Origin of the sequence: Pseudomonas sp. TNT2022 ID642, assembly GCF_028656995.1 — a bacterium.
Taxonomy (GTDB): Bacteria; Pseudomonadota; Gammaproteobacteria; order Pseudomonadales; family Pseudomonadaceae; genus Aquipseudomonas.
Map to the genome: position 1 here is coordinate 78,272 of NZ_JAMDGW010000008.1, position 19,564 is coordinate 97,835.

Here is a 19,564-nt window from a genome sequence, read left to right on the forward strand (position 1 = left end):
AAGATCGCAGCCTGCGGCAGCTCAGGTTTTTCGTCAGATCACAAGTAGGTCGACGAAACGGTTTACCGGGGTGGACTCCAGCTGCGTCTGATCCTTGCACAACGCAAAGATCTCACCGCTACGCTGGCCGGTGAAACGTGTGGCCAGGTTGGCCTTGAACTTGTCTTCGAGTAATGGAATGCCCTCGACACGGCGGCGGCGATGACCGATCGGGTATTCCACCACGACGTTGTCGGTGCTGCTGCCGTCCTTGAAAAAAACCTGCACGGCGTTGGCGATCGAGCGTTTGTCGGCCTCCAGATATTCGCGAGTGAAACGCGGCTCTTCGATGATGACCATTTTCTCGCGCAGCACGTCGATGACCGGATGCGCCTTATGGAAATCGTCCTCGTACTGCTCGGCGACCAGATTGCCGAACGCCAGTGGCACGGCGGTCATGTACTGGATGCAGTGGTCGCGGTCGGCGGCGTTGGCCAGCGGCCCGACCTTGGAAATGATGCGAATCGCCGATTCGTGGGTGGTGATGACGATGCGGTCGATTTCATGCAGACGATTGCGCACTTGCGGGTGCAAGGTCACCGCCGCTTCACAGGCGGTTTGCGCGTGGAATTCGGCGGGGAAACTGATCTTGAACAGGACGTTTTCCATCACGTAACTGCCGAACGAGCGCGAGAAACTGAAGGCGCGTTTATTCTCCGGTTTCAATGCCAGATCGCTGTTGGTGTGGCTGAACAGCACGTCATAGAAGCCCCATTGTTTGGCGGTGAGAACGCCGGGAATGCCCATTTCGCCGCGCATGGCAATATCGGCCAGACGCACGCCACGACTCGATGCATCCCCTGCTGCCCAGGATTTTCGCGAGCCGGCGTTTGGGGCATGCCGATAAGTGCGCAACGCCTGACCATCGGCGAACGCATGGGACAAGGCCGACAACAGTTGCTCACGATTGGCGCCCATCAGTTTGGCGGTGACCGCCGTTGAAGCGACTTTCACCAGAATGACGTGATCGAGTCCTACCCGGTTGAAGGAGTTTTCCAGGGCGATCACACCTTGTACCTCGTGGGCCATGATCATTGCTTCCAGTACATCGCGAATGGTCAGCGGCGCTTCACCGCTGGCCACGCGCTTCTGCGAAAGGTGATCGGCCACCGCGAGAATCCCGCCGAGGTTGTCGGATGGATGGCCCCATTCGGCAGCGAGCCAGGTGTCGTTGTAGTCGAGCCAGCGGACGATGCAGCCGATGTCCCACGCGGCTTTGACCGGGTCGAGGCGATAGGAGGTGCCGGGAACGCGTGCGCCGAACGGGACGACGGTGCCCTCGACAATCGGGCCGAGGTGCTTGGTGCATTCGGGGAAACGCAGTGCCAGCAGGCCGCAGCCCAGCGTGTCCATCAGGCAATTGCGGGCGGTGTCGAGGGCTTCGGCAGAGGGGGCTTTGAAGGTGAGGACGTAATCGGCGATGTCCTGCAGGACATGGTCGTAGTCGGGACGGTTGTTCAGGTCGACGTTGGCGCTCATTGCGGTTCTCCTGTGCGGGAATGATGAGTGGTGCGGTCTTCCTCAGGGCTTGGCGGGTTTGGTCTGGTTGATTGCAGGTCTGGGGTGCCTGCTCATTTTGTGTTTCTTCAGTGGGAGGCCCCTCACCCTAGCCCTCTCCCGAGGGAGAGGGAACCGATTGGGGGATGCTGTGGAGGTTCACCGACGTGAACGGTCTGCGTTGAATCCATAATTGATCTGGTCAATGCACAACCCCAGACACCTCGGTCGGCCCCCTGAATCCATAATCGACTCGGTCTTTCAGGTCGATGTACAACCCCAGACACCTCGGTCGGCCCCCTCTCCCTTTGGGAGAGGGCTGGGCGGGCGGCGTTCCGATGAGGGTAAAAGATCTCGGATCAGAAAGAGTCACCGGGAATGCGCACGTAACCCTCCATCAGGACACGCGCGCTACGGCTCATGATGGCTTTTTTGACGATCCACTCGCCGTTTTCCAGGCTGGCTTCAGCACCAACGCGCAACGTCCCGGACGGATGCCCGAAACGCACGGCGTTGCGTTCAACGCCACCGGCCGCAAGGTTTACCAAGGTGCCGGAAATGGCCGCCGCAGTACCAATCGCCACCGCCGCAGTGCCCATCATCGCGTGATGCAACTTGCCCATCGACAACGCCCGCACCAGCAAATCCACGTCACCAGCGCCAACCGCTTTACCACTCGACGACACGTAATCCGCAGGCTTGGCAACAAACGCAACTTTCGGTGTGTGTTGCCGTTTCGCCGCTCCATCCAGATTCGATATCAGGCCCATGCGCAACGCGCCATAAGCCCGAATCGTCTCGAACATTTGCAACGCTTTCGGATCGCTGTTGATCGCGCTCTGCAACTCGGTGCCGGTGTAACCAATGTCTTCAGCATTGACGAAAATCGTCGGGATGCCGGCATTGATCATGGTCGCCTTGAAGGTGCCAACGCCCGGCACTTCCAGCTCATCGATGAGGTTGCCGGTGGGAAACATCGAACCACCGCCGCCCTCTTCTTCCGCCGCCGGGTCCATGAATTCAACCTGCACTTCGGCCGCCGGAAAAGTCACGCCGTCGAGTTCGAAATCACCGGTTTCCTGCACTTCGCCGTTGGTGATCGGCACATGGGCAATAATCGTTTTGCCGATGTTGGCCTGCCACACGCGCACCACCGCGACACCGTTGTGCGGAATGCGGCAGGCATCGACCAGACCGTTGCTGATGGCAAACGAACCGACCGCAGCCGAGAGGTTGCCGCAGTTGCCGCTCCAATCCACAAAGGGCTTGTCGATGGAGACCTGACCGAACAGGTAATCGACGTCGTGATCAGCCTTGATGCTTTTCGACAGGATCACGGTTTTGCTGGTGCTCGACGTCGCGCCGCCCATGCCGTCGATCTGCTTGTCGTACGGGTCGGGGCTGCCGATCACGCGTAGCAATAAAGCGTCGCGAGCCGGGCCTGGAATCTGCGCCGCTTCGGGCAGATCCTTGAGGCTGAAAAACACGCCTTTGCTGGTGCCGCCGCGCATGTAGGTGGCGGGGATTTTAATCTGTGGTGCGTGAGCCATATTGCTCCTTACCGAAAGCATGGGACTTAAAATCCCATGCCCGCATCAGTTGATTTAAACGGCAACCGCCGACTCTTCGAGGAAGTCCTGAGCGAAGCGCTGCAACACGCCGCCAGCCTCGTAGATCGACACTTCTTCAGCGGTATCCAGACGGCAAGTCACCGGCACGTCAACGCGCTCGCCGTTCTTGCGATGGATCACCAGCGTCAGGTCCGCACGCGGTTTGCGCTCGCCGATCACGTCGTAGGTTTCGCTGCCGTCGATGGCCAGCGTGTGACGGTCGGTGCCCGGCTTGAACTCCAGCGGCAACACGCCCATGCCCACCAGGTTGGTGCGGTGAATGCGCTCGAAACCTTCAGCGGCAATCGCCTCGACACCGGCCAGACGCACGCCTTTCGCCGCCCAGTCACGGGACGAACCCTGACCGTAATCGGCGCCGGCAATGATGATCAGCGGCTGCTTGCGTTCCATGTAGGTTTCGATGGCTTCCCACATGCGCATGACCTTGCCTTCCGGCTCGACACGCGCGAGCGAACCCTGTTTGACCTTGCCGTTTTCCACGACCATCTCATTGAACAGTTTCGGGTTGGCGAAGGTCGCGCGCTGTGCGGTCAAGTGGTCGCCACGGTGGGTGGCGTACGAGTTGAAGTCCTCTTCCGGCAGGCCCATTTTCGCCAGGTATTCGCCGGCGGCGCTGTCGAGCATGATCGCGTTCGAAGGCGACAGGTGATCGGTGGTGATGTTGTCCGGCAGCACCGCCAGCGGGCGCATGCCCTTCAGCGGCCGTGCGCCGGCCAGCGCGCCTTCCCAATACGGCGGACGGCGAATGTAGGTGCTCATCTCACGCCAGTCGTACAGCGGCGTGACTTTCGGGCCGGTGTCTTCATGGACGGCGAACATCGGAATGTAGACCTGACGGAACTGCTCAGGCTTGACCGAAGACTTCACCACGGCGTCGATTTCTTCGTCGCTCGGCCAGATGTCTTTGAGGCGGATTTCCTTGCCGTCGACCACGCCCAACACGTCCTTCTCGATATCGAAACGGATGGTCCCGGCGATGGCGTACGCGACCACCAGTGGCGGCGAAGCGAGGAACGCTTGTTTGGCGTACGGGTGGATGCGGCCATCGAAGTTGCGGTTGCCCGAGAGCACAGCGGTGGCGTACAGATCGCGGTCGATGATCTCTTGCTGGATCACCGGATCGAGCGCGCCGGACATGCCGTTGCAAGTAGTGCAGGCGAAGGCGACGACGCCGAAACCGAGCTGTTCCAGCTCAGTGGTCAGCCCTGCTTCGTCGAGGTACAGCGCCACGGTTTTCGAGCCTGGCGCCAGCGAGGATTTCACCCACGGCTTGCGGGTCAGGCCGAGCTTGTTGGCGTTGCGTGCCAGCAGGCCGGCGGCGATGACGTTGCGCGGGTTGCTGGTGTTGGTGCAACTGGTGATGGCAGCGATGATCACCGCGCCGTCGGGCATTTGCCCCGGCACGTCATCCCATTGGCCGGAGATGCCTTTGGCCGCCAGATCGGATACCGCGACGCGGGCGTGCGGATTGCTTGGGCCGGCCATGTTGCGCACCACAGACGACAGATCGAAAGTCAGACCGCGCTCGTATTGCGCGCCTTTCAAACTGTCGGACCACAGGCCGGTGAGCTTGGCGTATTGCTCGACCAACTGCACTTGCTGGTCTTCGCGACCGGTGAGTTTCAGGTAATCGATGGTTTGTTGGTCGATGTAGAACATCGCCGCCGTGGCGCCGTATTCCGGGGCCATGTTGGAGATGGTCGCGCGGTCGCCGAGGGTCAGCGCCGCCGCACCTTCGCCGAAGAACTCCAGCCAGGCGCCGACGACTTTTTGTTTGCGCAGGTATTCGGTCAGCGCCAGCACCATGTCGGTGGCGGTGATGCCCGGTTGCAGCTTGCCGGTCAGTTCGACGCCGACGCTCTCCGGCAGACGCATCCACGACGCGCGACCGAGCATCACGCTCTCGGCTTCGAGGCCGCCGACGCCAATCGCGATCACGCCCAAAGCATCGACATGCGGCGTATGACTATCGGTACCGACACAGGTATCAGGGAATGCCACGCCCTCACGCACCTGGATCACCGGAGACATTTTCTCCAGGTTGATCTGGTGCATGATGCCGTTGCCCGGCGGGATCACATCAACGTTCTTGAAAGCCTTTTTGGTCCAGTTGATGAAGTGGAAACGGTCTTCGTTGCGACGGTCTTCGATGGCGCGGTTTTTCTCGAACGCCTGTTTGTCGAAACCGCCCGCTTCCACCGCCAGCGAGTGGTCGACGATCAATTGCGTCGGCACCACCGGGTTGACCTGCGCCGGGTCGCCGCCCTGCAAAGCGATGGCGTCGCGCAGGCCGGCGAGGTCGACCAGCGCGGTCTGGCCGAGAATGTCGTGGCACACCACGCGGGCCGGAAACCACGGGAAGTCGAGATCGCGTTTGCGTTCGATCAGTTGCTTGAGGGAATCGGTGAGCGTGGCCGGGTCGCAGCGACGCACGAGGTTTTCCGCCAGCACGCGGGAGGTGTACGGCAGGGTGTCGTAACTGCCGGGCTGAATCGCCTCGACCGCCGCGCGGGCGTCGAAATAATCCAGAGGGCTGCCGGGCAGGGTTTTGCGGAATTCTGTGTTCATCGGGTCAGGACTCGGGTCACGGTGGTTGCAAAGGGTGGGGCCAGACACCGACCTCAAAATTCACAACGCCCCTTGTAGGAGTGAGCCTGCTCGCGATAGCGGTAGATCAGTCGACATCAATGTTGAATGTCAGTCCGTCATCGCGAGCAGGCTCACTCCTACAGGGTTTTGCGGTGGCTTTCGGGATCGGGTCAGCCCACCATTTCAGCGACGTTCGATTGGCACGAACTTGCGCTGTTCAACGCCGATATATTCGGCGCTCGGACGGATGATGCGGTTGTTGGCACGCTGTTCGAACACATGCGCGGCCCAGCCGGTCAGGCGCGAGCAGACAAAGATCGGTGTGAACAGCTTGGTCGGGATGCCCATGAAGTGGTACGCCGAGGCATGGTAGAAATCGGCGTTGGGGAAGAGTTTTTTCTGCTCCCACATGGTCTTGTCGATGGCTTCGGAAACCGGAAACAACACCTTGTCACCGACCTCGTCCGCGAGTTTTTTCGACCAGCCTTTGATCACCTCGTTGCGCGGGTCGCTGTCCTTATAGATCGCGTGGCCGAAGCCCATGATCTTGTCCTTGCGCTCGAGCATGCCGAGGGTGCCTTTGATCGCCTCTTCCGGCGAGGAGAAGCGCTCGATCATTTCCATCGCCGCTTCGTTGGCGCCGCCGTGCAACGGGCCGCGCAGCGAACCAATAGCGGCCGTTACGCAGGAATACAGATCGGACAGGGTCGATGCGCAAACCCGTGCGGTGAAGGTCGAGGCGTTGAATTCGTGCTCGGCGTAAAGGATCAGCGAAACGTTCATCACTTTGACGTGCAGTTCGCTTGGCTTCTTGTCGTGCAGCAGGTGCAGGAAGTGACCGCCGATGGTCGGCTCGTCGCTGACGCAATTGATGCGTTTGCCGTCGTGGCTGAAGCGATACCAGTAGCACATGATCGCCGGGAACGCGGCCAGCAAGCGGTCAGTCTTGTCGCGCTGCTCGGAGAAGTCTTTCTCCGGTTCGAGGTTGCCGAGGAACGAGCAACCGGTGCGCATCACGTCCATCGGGTGGGCGTCGGCGGGGATGCGTTCGAGCACTTCTTTCAGCGCTTGCGGCAGGTCGCGCAGCTTGCTCAGTTTGACTTGGTATTCGTCGAGTTGTGCCTGGGTCGGCAGCTCGCCGTAGAGCAGCAGGTAGGCGACCTCTTCAAATTGTGCGTCTGCCGCCAGTTCGCGCACGTCGTAGCCGCGATAGGTCAGTCCGGCACCGGCCTGGCCCACGGTGGACAGTGCGGTTTGCCCGGCAACCTGGCCACGGAGCCCGGCGCCACTGAGTACTTTTGCTTCGGCCATTTCTATCTCCAATCTTGAATTTGTTAGGGAGTGTGGCGAAAAGATCGCAGCCTCGTTGCACTCGACAGCTCCTACAGGGGAATGCGGTTCATGTAGGAGCTGCCGCAGGCTGCGATCTTTTGATCTTCATTTTTTCGCGGCAAACAACGCATCGAGCTTCTGCTCGAAGGTGTGGTAATCGATGCGATCGTAAAGCTCCATGCGAGTCTGCATGGTGTCGATGACATTCTGCTGCGTGCCGTCGCGGCGGATCGCGGTGTAGACGTTTTCGGCAGCCTTGTTCATCGCGCGGAACGCCGACAGTGGATAGAGCACCAGCGACACGTCGGCGCCGGCCAGTTGCTCGGTGGTGTACAGCGGCGTCGCGCCGAACTCGGTGATGTTGGCCAGGATCGGCGCTTTCACGCGGTTGGCAAACAGCTTGTACATCTCCAGTTCGGTGATGGCTTCCGGGAAGATCATGTCGGCGCCGGCCTCGATGCACGCTGCTGCGCGATCGAGTGCCGATTCCAGACCTTCCACCGCCAGCGCATCGGTACGCGCCATGATCACGAAGCTGTCATCGGTGCGGGCATCGACGGCGGCTTTGATGCGGTCGACCATTTCCTGCTGGCTGACGATCTCTTTATTCGGACGGTGGCCGCAGCGCTTGGCGCCGACCTGATCCTCAATGTGGATCGCCGCCGCGCCGAACTTGATCATCGACTTGACCGTGCGCGCAACGTTGAACGCCGACGAACCAAAACCGGTGTCGACGTCGACCAGCAGCGGCAGATCGCAAACGTCGGTGATGCGGCGCACGTCGGTCAACACGTCATCCAGACCGGTGATGCCCAGGTCCGGCACGCCGAGCGAGCCTGCGGCAACCCCGCCACCGGACAGGTAGATCGCCTTGAAACCGGCGCGCTTGGCCAGCAGCGCGTGGTTGGCGTTGATCGCGCCGACCACCTGCAATGGATGCTCGCTGGCGACCGCATCGCGGAAACGCTGGCCTGGAGTGCTGTGCTTGGAACTCATGACTCACCTCGTTCAGTGGCTGTCTTATTGTGGGCGCCGTCCTGGTAATGACGGGCGATGTTGCGTTTCGAGGCGCCGATGTGACGGCGCATCAACAATTCCGCGAGCTCGCCGTCACGGTCGGCGATGGCATCGAGAATCCGGTGGTGTTCGGCAAAGGCCTGGCGTGGGCGGTTCGGCGTGGTCGAGAACTGGATGCGGTACATGCGCACCAGTTGATACAGCTCGCCGCAGAGCATCTGCGTCAGCGTGCGGTTGCCGCTGCCCTGGATGATCCGGTAGTGGAAGTCGAAATCGCCTTCCTGCTGGTAGTAGCCGACACCGGCCTGAAACGCGGCGTCGCGCTCGTGGGTTTCCAGCACCCGGCGCAACTCGTCGATTTCTTCGACGCTCATGCGTTCGGCCGCCAGGCGGCAGGCCATGCCTTCGAGGGATTCGCGGATTTCGTAGAGTTCGAGCAGTTCAGCATGGCTGAGTGAGACCACGCGCGCGCCGACGTGCGGTACACGCACCAACAGACGCTGGCCTTCGAGCCGATGGATGGCCTCACGCAATGGCCCGCGGCTGATGCCGTAGGTGCGCGCCAGCTCCGGCTCGGAGATCTTGCTGCCTGGGGCGATCTCGCCTTTGACGATGGCCGCCTGAATGCGCCGGAAGACGTTTTCCGAAAGCGTCTCGGAATCGTCGCCGCTGATGACCGGGGGATCGAGTTGATCCAGCATGATTGTCGACACCTTTAAAACCAGTGCGGCAAAAACTAGCCAATTCGCCTTCATCAGTCAAAGGATAAATAGACATTGTCGACAATCGTCTAATAACCTTAAAAGATCGCAGCCTTCGGCAGCTCCTACAGGGCGCACGCAAATCCAATGTAGGAGCTGCCGAAGGCTGCGATCTTTTGATCTTCTATAGACCCGCCCAAGCGCTGGCGCCATAAACCCACCGTGCTAGAATGCCGCCCGCATTTGCTGGCCATTTGTACGGCTTGTCATATAAAGCTGCCAGGCACACGAAGGGCCTTGCGCAAGTTTTGCCAAGGGCCTGAACCGAAAACGGAACGCTGCGCACCAGGATTTATGAGACTCAAGCCTTTTCCCACATTTTTTGCCCTGTTTTGCCTGCCCGGCCTCGCCGCCGCGGGGGAAAAAACCGTGTACGGCCTCAACGAATACGCTTCGCTTGATGGCATCAATCTGGAAGTCGCGGCGAAACTCGACACCGGCGCGAAAACCGCCTCGCTGAGTGCCCGCGACATCAAACGCTTTAAACGCAACGGTGAGTCCTGGGTGCGTTTCTACCTGGCCATCGACGCCGCGCATTCGCACCCGATCGAACGGCCGCTGGCGCGGGTCAGCAAGATCAAGCGCCGCGCCGGCGACTACGACCCGGAGGAAGGCAAGAAGTACACCGCCCGTCCGGTGATCGAGCTGGATATCTGCATGGGATCAGCGATGCGCAGCATCGAAGTGAACCTGACCGACCGAAGTGCGTTCCAATACCCGCTTTTGATCGGCTCCGAGGCGCTGAAACGCTTCGACGCACTGGTCGACCCCAGTCTTAAATACGCTGCCGGCAAACCCGCCTGCACCATCGCCGCTCATACCGCCGAGTAATTTCCATGCGTTCTCTAACCTTCCACCTGAAAATCCTGATCACCATTCTGGTGCTGCTGGGCGTTTCGGTTACGGCCTATCAGATTTTCGTGCTCGGCATCCCGGTGACCGAAGACGCCACCGACGACTTGTGGAACATCGACGCCAAGGTCGAGTTCGTCGCCAGCACCAAGGATCCGGTGAAGATCCAGATGTTCGTGCCACCGTTGAGCCGCGATTACGTCAGCCTCAACGAGAGTTTTATCTCCAATAACTACGGCGTCGCTGTGAACCGCGTCGACGGCAACCGCAAGGTCACCTGGTCGGCGCGCCGTGCCAAGGGCAACCAGACCCTTTATTACCGCTTGGTGCTGACCAAGCGTTACACCGCCGAAAAATCCAAGATCAAAGGCCCGACCTTCCGCGACAGCATCGCCATCGAAGGCCCTGAGAAAATCGCCGCCGAAGCCCTGCTCGCGCCGATTCGCCAGCATTCGGCCGACGTCGAAACCTTCATCGGCGAAGCGATCAAACGCGTTAACAACCTCAACGACGACAACGTAAAACTGCTGCTGGCCGGCGATCCGTCGACCGCGCACAAAGCCAAAATCGTCGAACTGCTGCTGTCCATCGCCCACGTGCCGGTGGAAAAAGTCCACACCATCCGCCTCGTCGCCGATCAGCCGCAAATGCCTGAACTGTGGTTGCGCAGCTTCAACGGTAACGACTGGCTGTACTTCAACCCGGAAACCGGCGAACAAGGCCTGCCGACCGACCGTCTGCTGTGGTGGACCGGCGATGAAAACCTGATCACCGTCGACGGCGGCAAAAAAGCCAACGTGACCTTCAGCCTGAACAACAGCGAGATGAACGCGATTCGTCTGGCCAAACTGACCGATGAAAACACCGACGCCAATTTCCTCGAGTACTCGCTGTACGGCTTGCCGCTGCAGACCCAGCAGACCTTCATGATCATGGTGATGATCCCGATCGGCGTTCTGGTGATTCTGATCCTGCGTAACCTGATCGGCCTGCAGACCCTCGGCACGTTCACCCCGGTGCTGATCGCCCTCGCCTTCCGTGAAACGCAGCTGGGCTTCGGCATTCTGCTGTTTACCGTAATCACGGCGTTGGGTCTGTCGCTACGTTCGTACCTGGAACACCTCAAGCTGCAAATGCTGCCGCGACTCTCGGTGGTGCTGACCTTTGTCGTGGTGTTGATCGCGGCGATCAGTCTGTTCAGTCATAAGCTCGGTCTGGAGCGCGGCTTGTCTGTTGCGCTGTTCCCGATGGTGATTCTGACCATGACCATCGAACGCCTGTCGATCACTTGGGAAGAGCGCGGTGCCAGCCATGCGATGAAAGTCGCGATCGGCACGCTGTTCGCCGCTTCTCTGGCGCATCTGATCATGACCGTGCCGGAGCTGGTCTACTTCGTGTTCACCTTCCCGGCGATCCTGCTGATTCTGGTCGGTTTCATGCTGGCGATGGGTCGTTATCGCGGCTACCGCCTGACTGAGCTGGTGCGTTTCAAGGCTTTCCTGAAGAAGGCTGACGCCTGATGTTCGGTTTCTGGAAGACCTGGAAGGCCCTCGAGGCGCGGGGCATCATGGGCATCAATCGGCGTAACGCCGACTACGTGCTCAAGTACAACAAGCGCAGCCTATACCCGATCGTCGATGACAAGATCATCACCAAGGAGCGCGCCATCAAGGCCGGCATTCACGTGCCGGAGTTGTATGGCGTGATTTCCACCGAAAAGGAAATCGACAAGCTCGGCGAGATCATCGGCGGGCGCAGCGACTTCGTGATCAAACCGGCCCAGGGCGCTGGCGGTGACGGCATCATTGTCATCGCCGACCGTTTCGAGGGTCGCTATCGCACGGTGTCGGGCAAGATCCTTGCCCACGAAGAGCTTGAGCATCACATCTCGAGCATCCTCACTGGTCTGTATTCGCTGGGCGGCCATCGTGATCGCGCGCTGATCGAATACCGGGTGACCCCGGACCAGATCTTCAAAAGCATCAGCTACGAGGGCGTGCCGGACATTCGCATCATCGTGCTGATGGGTTATCCGGTGATGGCGATGCTGCGCCTGCCGACCCGGCAGTCCGGCGGCAAGGCCAACCTGCACCAGGGCGCCATCGGCGTCGGCGTCGACCTGGCCACCGGTTTGACCCTGCGCGGCACCTGGCTGAACAACATCATCACCAAACACCCCGACACCACCAACGCGGTGGACGGCGTGCAACTGCCCTACTGGGACGGTTTCATGAAACTCGCGGCGGGCTGTTATGAGCTGTGCGGGTTGGGTTACATCGGTGTGGACATGGTGCTCGATCAGGAGAAAGGGCCGCTGATTCTGGAGTTGAATGCGCGGCCGGGGCTGAATATTCAGATTGCCAATGACTGTGGGCTGACGTTGCGTACCCATGCGGTGGAAGCGAGGCTGGAAGAGCTGAAGGCGCGTGGGGTGACGGAGACGGTTGAAGAGCGCGTGGCGTTTACCCAGGAAATGTTTGGGCATATTCCTGCGGTTGAGGGCTAATAGCTCAAGAGCTGAAAAGCTAAAAGCCCCTCACCCTAGCCCTCTCCCGGGGGGAGAGGGGACTGACCGAGGTGGATGTTGGAGGTACGCCGACCTGAACGTCTTGAGTCGAACTCAAGCCTTGAAAAGCATGAAGATCGGCTCCCTCCCCCAAGATATCGAGCCGAACCCAAGTTTTGAAAAGCCCCCGATCTGCTCCCTTTCCCCCTCGCCCCCTTGGGGGAGAGGGTTGGGGTGAGGGGGAGGCTTTTGACTTTGATCTGGCATCGGAGAGGACTACAATCCCCTCCCCGCCTCAACGGCCGATCTGCCCCGCCCATGTTGACCTGTTCCGTACACCCGCTGCCCTACCGCGCCAATCCCGCCGACTACTTCGCGGCCATCCGCAACGCCCCCGGCGCCGTGCTGCTCGACAGCGGCCGGCCGAGTGCCGACCGTGGCCGTTATGACCTGCTCAGCGCTTGGCCGCTGGAACAACTGGCGGTGTTGCCGGACGAGAGCGGCAGCCATTTCCTGCAACGACTGCGCGACAATCTGAATCGCCTCGGTGAGGCTGATTTGCCAACGAGTTTCGAGCTTCCATTCGCTGGAGGTTTGATCGGTTACCTGAGCTACGATTTCGGTCGGCACCTGGAAAACCTACCGAGCCAGGCCCGCGATGATCTGCAATTGCCAGATGCACGTTTTGGCCTGTACGCCTGGGCGCTGATCAGTGATCACCAGATGGCCACCAGCCAATTGGTCTTCCATCCGTCCGTGATAGACGGCGAAAAACAACGCCTGATTGCCTTGTTTACTCAGCCGCAGGCTGACGCGCTGACACCGTTCAAACTGAACGCCCCGATGACCGCTGACCTCTCGGCCGACGATTACCGTCAGGCCTTCGAACGTATTCAGCATTACATCCAGGCCGGCGACTGCTATCAGGTCAACTTTGCCCAGCGCTTCCGCGCTTCGTGTCAGGGCGATCCGTGGCTGGCGTACTGCAAATTGCGTGAAGCCTGCCCGACGCCGTTCTCCGGTTTCCAGAGCCTGCCCGACGGCGGCGCGGTGTTGAGCCTGTCGCCGGAGCGCTTCGTCAAAGTCAGCGAACGCCAGGTGGAAACCCGCCCGATCAAAGGCACCCGCCCGCGCGGCCTGACCCCAGCCGAAGACGCCGCCAACGCCGCCGAACTGCTGGCCAGCCCCAAGGATCGCGCGGAAAACCTGATGATCGTCGACCTGTTGCGCAACGACCTCGGGCGCACTTGCCGCATCGGTTCGGTACGAGTGCCCGAGCTGTTCAGCCTGGAAAGCTATCCGAACGTGCATCACCTGGTCAGCAGCGTCACCGGTGAACTGGCCAAGGATCGCGATGCACTGGATTTGATTGCCGGCAGTTTCCCCGGCGGTTCGATCACCGGCGCGCCGAAGATTCGCGCGATGCAGATCATTGATGAGCTGGAACCGACCCGGCGCGGTTTGTATTGCGGTTCATTGCTGTATCTGGACGTGCGCGGCGAGATGGACAGCTCCATCGCAATTCGCAGTCTGCTGGTCAAGGATGGTCAGGTGTGCTGCTGGGGTGGCGGCGGGATTGTTGCGGATTCGGACTGGCAGGCTGAGTATCAGGAGTCGATTACCAAAGTCAGAATCCTCCTCGACACCCTGCAAAACCTCTGAATGACACAACCCGTGTAGGAGCTGCCGAAGGCTGCGATCTTTTGATCTTGATCCTGAAAAACCAGATCAAAAGATCGCAGCCTTCGGCAGCTCCTACAGGGGTATTCATTACAAACTCAATTCTCTGTTAGAAGCTTTGATGAACTCCTGCTTCAACTCGGCAAAGGTATGCACCGCCGGGAACTGCGGAAACTCGCGAATCACATTCTCCGGCGCATGAAACAGAATCCCGGCATCCGCCTCGCCCAGCATCGTCGTGTCGTTATACGAATCCCCTGCCGCAATCACCCGGTAATACAGGCTCTTGAACGCCAGAACCGACTGACGCTTCGGATCTTTCTGACGTAACTGATAGCTGGTCACTCGCCCGGTTTCGTCAGTGATCAGGCGATGGCACAGCAAGGTCGGGAAGCCCAACTGGCGCATCAGCGGCTGGGAAAATTCATAGAACGTATCCGACAGAATCACCACCTGAAAGCGCTCACGCAGCCAGTTGACGAACTCCACCGCGCCATCAAGCGGCTTGAGCGTCGCGATCACTTCCTGAATGTCCGACAGCTTCAAGCCGTGCTCATCGAGGATGCGCAGACGCTGCTTCATCAGCACGTCGTAATCGGGAATGTCCCGAGTGGTGGCCTTGAGGGATTCGATTCCGGTTTTTTCGGCGAAGGCGATCCAGATTTCCGGCACCAGCACCCCTTCAAGATCCAGGCAAGCAATTTCCACAAGACACTCCCGTTTGTATTGATTATTTGAGTCGAGCGATGCCGAACTCTAGCGACTCAAAAGCAGGCGCGCAACGCACAGCGCGCCCCGAGCCTCGCAGCTTTTTGTTACCATCGGCCCCATATAGAGCGCCCAGCGCCACCGACCTGTAGGAAGCCGCCCTGATGAGTGCAACGTTCGACGTCGTGGAACTCGCCACGACCTATGCCAACAAATCCGCGCAAGACATTCTCAAACTCGCGTTTGCCGAGTTCGGCGATGACTTGTGGATATCTTTCAGCGGCGCCGAGGATGTGGTGCTGGTGGACATGGCCTGGAAGCTCAACAAGAACGTCAAGGTGTTCAGCCTCGACACCGGCCGTCTGCACCCGGAGACCTACCGCTTCATCGATCAGGTGCGCGAGCACTACAAGATCGACATCGAGCTGGTGTCGCCGGACTACACGAAACTGGAACCGTTCGTGAAGGAAAAAGGCCTGTTCAGTTTCTACAAGGACGGCCACGGCGAATGCTGCGGCATCCGCAAGATCGAACCGCTACGCCGCAAACTGTCCAGCGTCAAAGCCTGGGCCACCGGCCAGCGCCGCGACCAGAGCCCGGGCACCCGCAGTGCTGTAGCCGTGATGGAAATCGATACTGCGTTCTCCACCCCCGAGCGCACCCTGTACAAGTTCAACCCGTTGGCGCAGATGACCAGCGAAGAGATCTGGGGTTACATCCGCATGCTCGAGTTGCCGTACAACAGCCTGCATGAGCGCGGCTTTATCAGTATCGGCTGCGAACCGTGCACCCGCCCTGTCCTGCCGAATCAGCACGAGCGCGAAGGCCGCTGGTGGTGGGAAGAAGCGACGCAGAAAGAATGCGGGCTGCATGCCGGGAATATCATCAGCAAGGCCTAACTCCCTGCCGCGCTGATTTCCCCCCTGTAGGAGTGAGCCTGCTCGCGATAGCGGTGTCTCAGTCGATGAATTTTTTGGCTGATATACCGCTATCGCGAGCAGGCTCACTCCTACAAAGGTCACTAGCGACTCAATAAATGTGTACACAGGAATGTCACCATCGGTGCCATTTATGTGTGCACTTTTTTGTTTCGGCGCCCTGAAAAGTTACATCCCTGCCAAAAACCACTCACCTCCGCTCGCCATCAAAATCCCTCGCAAAAAATAAATACCTGTTCGAACGGTCAATTTTTAACCAATTATTTTCAACCACTTAGCTTTCATCGATAACTTTTCGAAATGAACACGGCCGCGCATAGATCCGCAACTGGCACAAATCTGGCTTTAGTGCATACATGTTTTGTATACAAAACTGCAAAACATAAACACTTTCGATCCGCAAGCCTGAAGCGCCCTATCCCGTACAGGCTGCAGATGCCCCGTAACCAGTGATGTTTGCTGGCCGCGACGAAGATTTGTCGAGCCTGACGGCTCATGCACAGTCATCGCGGCCCTGAACATCAGGAGCCTGCCGGAATGCGTACAAGTCTCTCCAATAACATCGCGCTGAATCTGCCCGCCTCTGCCCTCGATCAACCGTTGCCGCATGACGGGCTGACCGAGCCGTTACAACTGAGTTCGCGACTGCACAACAGCGACCTGGCGCCAACCAAGGCCGAAGGTCGGCGCTGGGGCAAATACAGCATCTTCGCCCTATGGACGAATGATGTGCATAACATCGCCAACTACTCGTTCGCCATTGGCCTGTACGCCCTGGGCCTGGGTGGCTGGCAGATTCTGCTGTCGCTGGGGATCGGCGCGGCACTGGTGTATTTCTTCATGAACCTGTCCGGTTACATGGGACAGAAAACCGGAGTGCCGTTTCCTGTCATCAGCCGGATCAGTTTCGGCATCCACGGCGCGCAAATTCCTGCACTGATCCGGGCGGTTATCGCCATTGCCTGGTTTGGGATTCAGACATACCTGGCGTCGGTGGTTTTCCGTGTACTGCTCACCGCCGTGCATCCGGGCTTCGCCGAATACGACCACAACTCGATTCTCGGTCTGTCGACCTTGGGCTGGGTGTGCTTCGTGGCGATCTGGTTCGTGCAACTGGCGATTCTCGCCTACGGCATGGAAATGGTGCGCCGTTACGAAGCGTTTGCCGGGCCGGTGATTTTGCTGACGGTTGCGGCACTCGCTGGGTGGATGTACTTCCAGGCCAACGCGACCATCGCCTGGTCGACTCGCGAGCCGCTGACCGGTGGCGAGATGTGGCGCAACATCTTTGCCGGCGGCGCGTTGTGGCTGGCGATCTACGGCACGTTGATTCTGAATTTCTGCGACTTCGCCCGCTCATCGCCGTGCCGCAAGACCATCAAGGTAGGAAACTTCTGGGGTTTGCCGGTGAATATTCTGGTATTCGCTGCGATTACCGTACTGCTGTGCGGTGCGCAATTTCAGATCAATGGCCGGATCATCGAAAGCCCGACCGAGATCATCGCCTCGATTCCTAACACCTTCTTCCTGGTGCTCGGTTGCCTGGCGTTCCTGATCGTCACCGTTGCGGTAAACATCATGGCCAACTTCGTCGCGCCAGCATTCGTGCTGAGCAACCTGGCGCCGAAGTACCTGACGTTCCGCCGCGCCGGACTGATCAGCGCGACCATCGCCGTGCTGATTCTGCCGTGGAATCTCTACAACAGCCCGCTGGTGATCGTGTACTTCCTGTCCGGCCTCGGCGCCCTGCTCGGCCCGTTGTACGGGGTGATCATGGTCGACTACTGGCTGATCCGCAAAGGCCGGATCAACGTCCCGCAGCTCTACAGCGAAGATCCCGACGGCGCTTATTACTACAGCCGTGGGGTGAATTTCCGTGCGGTGGCGGCATTTATTCCTGCGGCGCTGATCGCCATCGTCCTGGCGCTCGTGCCGGGTTTCCACAGCGTCTCGCCGTTCTCCTGGCTGATCGGCGCCGGGATCGCCGGAATGCTCTACCTGATCATTGCCAAACGCCATGCGCACTACGCCGACATCAGCGGCGAATCGATCGCTGTCGACAACGTCTGCCATTAACTTCCTCGCGGCCCGGACTGCGGGCCGCAGAACTGCCCGCTATAAGGATTTCCCCATGCGTATTCTCGTGGTCAACGTCAACACCACCGAATCCATCACCGAGGCTATCGCCCGTTCGGCGCAGGCTGTTGCGTCACCCGGTACCGAAATCGTCGGTTTGACACCGTACTTCGGTGCCGACTCGATTGAAGGCAACTTCGAAAGTTATCTGGCGGCCATTGCGGTGATGGATCGGGTGATGTCCTACGATCAGCCGTTCGATGCGGTGATTCAGGCCGGTTACGGCGAGCATGGTCGTGAAGGTTTGCAGGAATTGCTCAATGTGCCGGTGGTGGATATCACCGATGCAGCAGCGAGTACGGCGATGTTTCTCGGCCATGCCTATTCGGTGGTGACCACGCTGGATCGCACCGTGCCGTTAATTGAGGATCGGCTGAAATTGTCCGGTCTGTGGGATCGGTGTGCTTCAGTTCGGGCCAGTGGTCTGGCCGTTCTAGAGCTGGAGCACGAACCACAACGCGCCCTGGAAGCGATCGTGCATCAGGCGGAACTGGCGGTGACGCAGGACAAAGCCGAGGTGATCTGCCTGGGTTGCGGCGGCATGGCCGGGCTGGATGAACAGATTCGTCGACGTACCGGCGTGCCGGTGGTGGATGGGGTGACGGCGGCGGTGACGATTGCGGAATCGCTGGTACGCTTGCGCTTGTCGACGTCGAAAGTGCGGACTTATGCAACGCCACGGCCGAAGAACATCATTGGCTGGCCGGGGCGGTTCGCCCGCTGAGGTCATCCTCGGAAACCGAGTCGCCCCATTCGCGAGCAGGCTCGCTCCCACAGGGGAAATGCATTCCAAATGTGGGAGCGAGCCTGCTCGCGAAGGCCACACCTCGGTCTGATACCTTGCTCAGATAGCACTGAACCGCCGCGCCAACCCCTCCTCCGCAAACTGCTCAATCACATAATCGACAAACGCCCGCGTCTTGCCCGGCAACAACTTATGTTCGGCGTAATAGATCGAGATGTTGCCATCATCGACAAACCAGTCCGGCAACACCCGCTGCAACGTCCCCGCCTCCAAGTACCCCACCGCAAACGGCATACTCACCAGCGCAATTCCCAAGCCTTGCGCCGCCGTCCTGCAAGCGGCCTCCGAATCACTCATGGTCATCCGCGCCTTGAGCATCAACGGCTGACAGTTCTGTGGATTGCGTCCGGTCAATTGCCAGGAACGCACGCGTCCGGTTTGCGGCGAGCGAATCAGAATGCCGTCGTGATGATTAAGGTCATCCGGCTCGATGATCGGCGGATTGGCCTGTAAATAGTCGGTAGACGCGACCAATATCCGGTGCGCCGGGCTCAACTTGCGTGCGATCACGCCTTGCGGCAGTTCGAAGCCGCCACCGATGGCCGCATCAAAGCCCTGGGCGATCAGATCGACCTGTCGATTATCGAAATGCCAGTCCGGATTGATCGCCGGATATCGTCGTAGGAACTCACCGAGCATCGGCACGATATGCAGACAGCCAAATGCTGCGCCCATGCTGACTTTCAGCGTTCCCGCGGGCAGCCCTTCGACACTGGAGAGATTGGCCACGGCATTTTGAATGGTGGTCAGGCTACCGCTGACTTGATCCAGAAACAGTTGTCCGGCCTCAGTCAGTGTCAGGCTGCGTGTACTACGCTGGAACAGCCGTACGCCGAGCCGAACCTCGAGTTTGGCCACACTTTTGCCGACGGCTGCCGGGGTCAGACTCAAGCGTCGTGCGGCCTCGGCAAAGCTGCCGACTTCGGCGCTGCGCACGAAGCATTCAATGCTGCTGAAGGTTTCCATGATCGTCACTATAAACTTCTGGTTTACACAGACTATAGCAATCATGGTCTACACAGTTGTCGATACCACGCCGATACTCGCTACCAACACCAAGGCATTCCCGCCTT

The 19,564-nt window shown here is 59.5% G+C and carries 15 protein-coding genes; 7 read left to right on the forward strand and 8 right to left on the reverse strand.

Features of this window, described 5'->3' with window-relative positions; translation table 11 throughout:
• Positions 1 to 33: 33 nt before the first annotated feature.
• The 6 genes from prpD to M5G26_RS10050 all read right to left on the reverse strand — a co-directional run bounded on the left by prpD (position 34) and on the right by M5G26_RS10050 (position 8,803).
• Positions 34 to 1,518 carry a 2-methylcitrate dehydratase gene (gene prpD, locus M5G26_RS10025; protein WP_273915204.1) on the reverse strand — a complete coding sequence of 495 codons (1,485 nt, stop codon included), beginning with the start codon at positions 1,516 to 1,518 and terminating at the stop codon, positions 34 to 36.
• Positions 1,519 to 1,895: 377 nt separating this feature from the next.
• Entirely contained in the window at positions 1,896 to 3,086 is a 1,191-nt protein-coding gene (gene prpF / locus M5G26_RS10030; RefSeq protein ID WP_273915205.1) for a 2-methylaconitate cis-trans isomerase PrpF, read from the reverse strand.
• Positions 3,087 to 3,140: 54 nt separating this feature from the next.
• A complete protein-coding gene (gene acnD, locus M5G26_RS10035) occupies positions 3,141 to 5,735 on the reverse strand; it encodes a Fe/S-dependent 2-methylisocitrate dehydratase AcnD (RefSeq protein ID WP_273915206.1) in 2,595 nt (864 codons plus the stop codon).
• Between the two features lie 204 nt (positions 5,736 to 5,939).
• Positions 5,940 to 7,067, reverse strand: a complete 1,128-nt coding sequence (prpC, locus tag M5G26_RS10040) for a bifunctional 2-methylcitrate synthase/citrate synthase (RefSeq protein WP_273915207.1) — start codon at positions 7,065 to 7,067, stop codon at positions 5,940 to 5,942.
• Between the two features lie 126 nt (positions 7,068 to 7,193).
• Positions 7,194 to 8,084 carry a methylisocitrate lyase gene (gene prpB / locus M5G26_RS10045; protein ID WP_034152882.1) on the reverse strand — a complete coding sequence of 297 codons (891 nt, stop codon included), beginning with the start codon at positions 8,082 to 8,084 and terminating at the stop codon, positions 7,194 to 7,196.
• Positions 8,081 to 8,803, reverse strand: a complete 723-nt coding sequence (locus M5G26_RS10050) for a GntR family transcriptional regulator (RefSeq protein ID WP_172828118.1) — start codon at positions 8,801 to 8,803, stop codon at positions 8,081 to 8,083. Before M5G26_RS10050 ends, prpB begins: the two co-directional genes overlap by 4 nt.
• Before the next feature lie 357 nt (positions 8,804 to 9,160).
• Here M5G26_RS10050 and rloA point away from each other — a divergent pair, with 357 nt between their 5' ends.
• From rloA to pabB, 4 genes are all read left to right on the forward strand, one after another.
• Entirely contained in the window at positions 9,161 to 9,697 is a 537-nt protein-coding gene (gene rloA / locus M5G26_RS10055) for a retropepsin-like aspartic peptidase RloA (protein ID WP_016983749.1), read from the forward strand.
• A gap of 5 nt (positions 9,698 to 9,702) precedes the next feature.
• Positions 9,703 to 11,238 carry an osmotic stress tolerance membrane protein RloB gene (gene rloB / locus M5G26_RS10060; protein WP_134175033.1) on the forward strand — a complete coding sequence of 512 codons (1,536 nt, stop codon included), beginning with the start codon at positions 9,703 to 9,705 and terminating at the stop codon, positions 11,236 to 11,238.
• On the forward strand, positions 11,238 to 12,224 hold the full coding sequence (locus M5G26_RS10065) for an alpha-L-glutamate ligase-like protein (protein WP_102900792.1): 987 nt from the start codon (positions 11,238 to 11,240) through the stop codon (positions 12,222 to 12,224). Before rloB ends, M5G26_RS10065 begins: the two co-directional genes overlap by 1 nt.
• A gap of 318 nt (positions 12,225 to 12,542) precedes the next feature.
• Positions 12,543 to 13,886, forward strand: a complete 1,344-nt coding sequence (pabB, locus tag M5G26_RS10070) for an aminodeoxychorismate synthase component I (protein WP_273915210.1) — start codon at positions 12,543 to 12,545, stop codon at positions 13,884 to 13,886.
• 108 nt (positions 13,887 to 13,994) lie between these two features.
• Here the strand turns inward: pabB and thrH are convergent, their stop codons facing one another.
• Complete coding sequence (thrH, locus tag M5G26_RS10075) at positions 13,995 to 14,612, reverse strand: bifunctional phosphoserine phosphatase/homoserine phosphotransferase ThrH (RefSeq protein WP_108226653.1); 618 nt, start codon at positions 14,610 to 14,612, stop codon at positions 13,995 to 13,997.
• 164 nt (positions 14,613 to 14,776) lie between these two features.
• Here thrH and M5G26_RS10080 point away from each other — a divergent pair, with 164 nt between their 5' ends.
• The 3 genes from M5G26_RS10080 (at position 14,777) to M5G26_RS10090 (ending at position 18,410) form a co-directional block, all read left to right on the forward strand.
• The gene (locus M5G26_RS10080) at positions 14,777 to 15,511 is read left to right on the forward strand and encodes a phosphoadenylyl-sulfate reductase (protein ID WP_077571815.1); all 735 of its coding nucleotides are present in this window, start codon (positions 14,777 to 14,779) and stop codon (positions 15,509 to 15,511) included.
• Between the two features lie 576 nt (positions 15,512 to 16,087).
• Positions 16,088 to 17,626 (forward strand): NCS1 family nucleobase:cation symporter-1, encoded by a 1,539-nt coding sequence (locus M5G26_RS10085; protein WP_273915211.1) that lies wholly within the window; start codon positions 16,088 to 16,090, stop codon positions 17,624 to 17,626.
• 55 nt (positions 17,627 to 17,681) lie between these two features.
• A complete protein-coding gene (locus M5G26_RS10090) occupies positions 17,682 to 18,410 on the forward strand; it encodes an aspartate/glutamate racemase family protein (RefSeq protein ID WP_007916448.1) in 729 nt (242 codons plus the stop codon).
• Positions 18,411 to 18,530: 120 nt separating this feature from the next.
• Here M5G26_RS10090 and M5G26_RS10095 read toward each other — a convergent pair whose 3' ends face one another.
• Positions 18,531 to 19,457: a LysR family transcriptional regulator gene (locus M5G26_RS10095; RefSeq protein WP_273915212.1), complete on the reverse strand. Its 927-nt coding sequence runs from the start codon at positions 19,455 to 19,457 to the stop codon at positions 18,531 to 18,533.
• Positions 19,458 to 19,564: the final 107 nt, after the last annotated feature.

Coding starts and splice junctions, on each gene's coding strand:
- M5G26_RS10065 (WP_102900792.1), top strand. CDS start 11,238: ATGTTCGGTTTCTGGAAGACCTGGAAGGCCCTCGAGGCGCGGGGCATC.
- prpF (WP_273915205.1), bottom strand. CDS start 3,086: ATGGCTCACGCACCACAGATTAAAATCCCCGCCACCTACATGCGCGGC.
- M5G26_RS10095 (WP_273915212.1), bottom strand. CDS start 19,457: ATGGAAACCTTCAGCAGCATTGAATGCTTCGTGCGCAGCGCCGAAGTC.
- rloA (WP_016983749.1), top strand. CDS start 9,161: ATGAGACTCAAGCCTTTTCCCACATTTTTTGCCCTGTTTTGCCTGCCC.
- M5G26_RS10090 (WP_007916448.1), top strand. CDS start 17,682: ATGCGTATTCTCGTGGTCAACGTCAACACCACCGAATCCATCACCGAG.
- rloB (WP_134175033.1), top strand. CDS start 9,703: ATGCGTTCTCTAACCTTCCACCTGAAAATCCTGATCACCATTCTGGTG.
- M5G26_RS10085 (WP_273915211.1), top strand. CDS start 16,088: ATGCGTACAAGTCTCTCCAATAACATCGCGCTGAATCTGCCCGCCTCT.
- prpC (WP_273915207.1), bottom strand. CDS start 7,067: ATGGCCGAAGCAAAAGTACTCAGTGGCGCCGGGCTCCGTGGCCAGGTT.
- prpB (WP_034152882.1), bottom strand. CDS start 8,084: ATGAGTTCCAAGCACAGCACTCCAGGCCAGCGTTTCCGCGATGCGGTC.
- acnD (WP_273915206.1), bottom strand. CDS start 5,735: ATGAACACAGAATTCCGCAAAACCCTGCCCGGCAGCCCTCTGGATTAT.
- prpD (WP_273915204.1), bottom strand. CDS start 1,518: ATGAGCGCCAACGTCGACCTGAACAACCGTCCCGACTACGACCATGTC.
- M5G26_RS10080 (WP_077571815.1), top strand. CDS start 14,777: ATGAGTGCAACGTTCGACGTCGTGGAACTCGCCACGACCTATGCCAAC.
- pabB (WP_273915210.1), top strand. CDS start 12,543: ATGTTGACCTGTTCCGTACACCCGCTGCCCTACCGCGCCAATCCCGCC.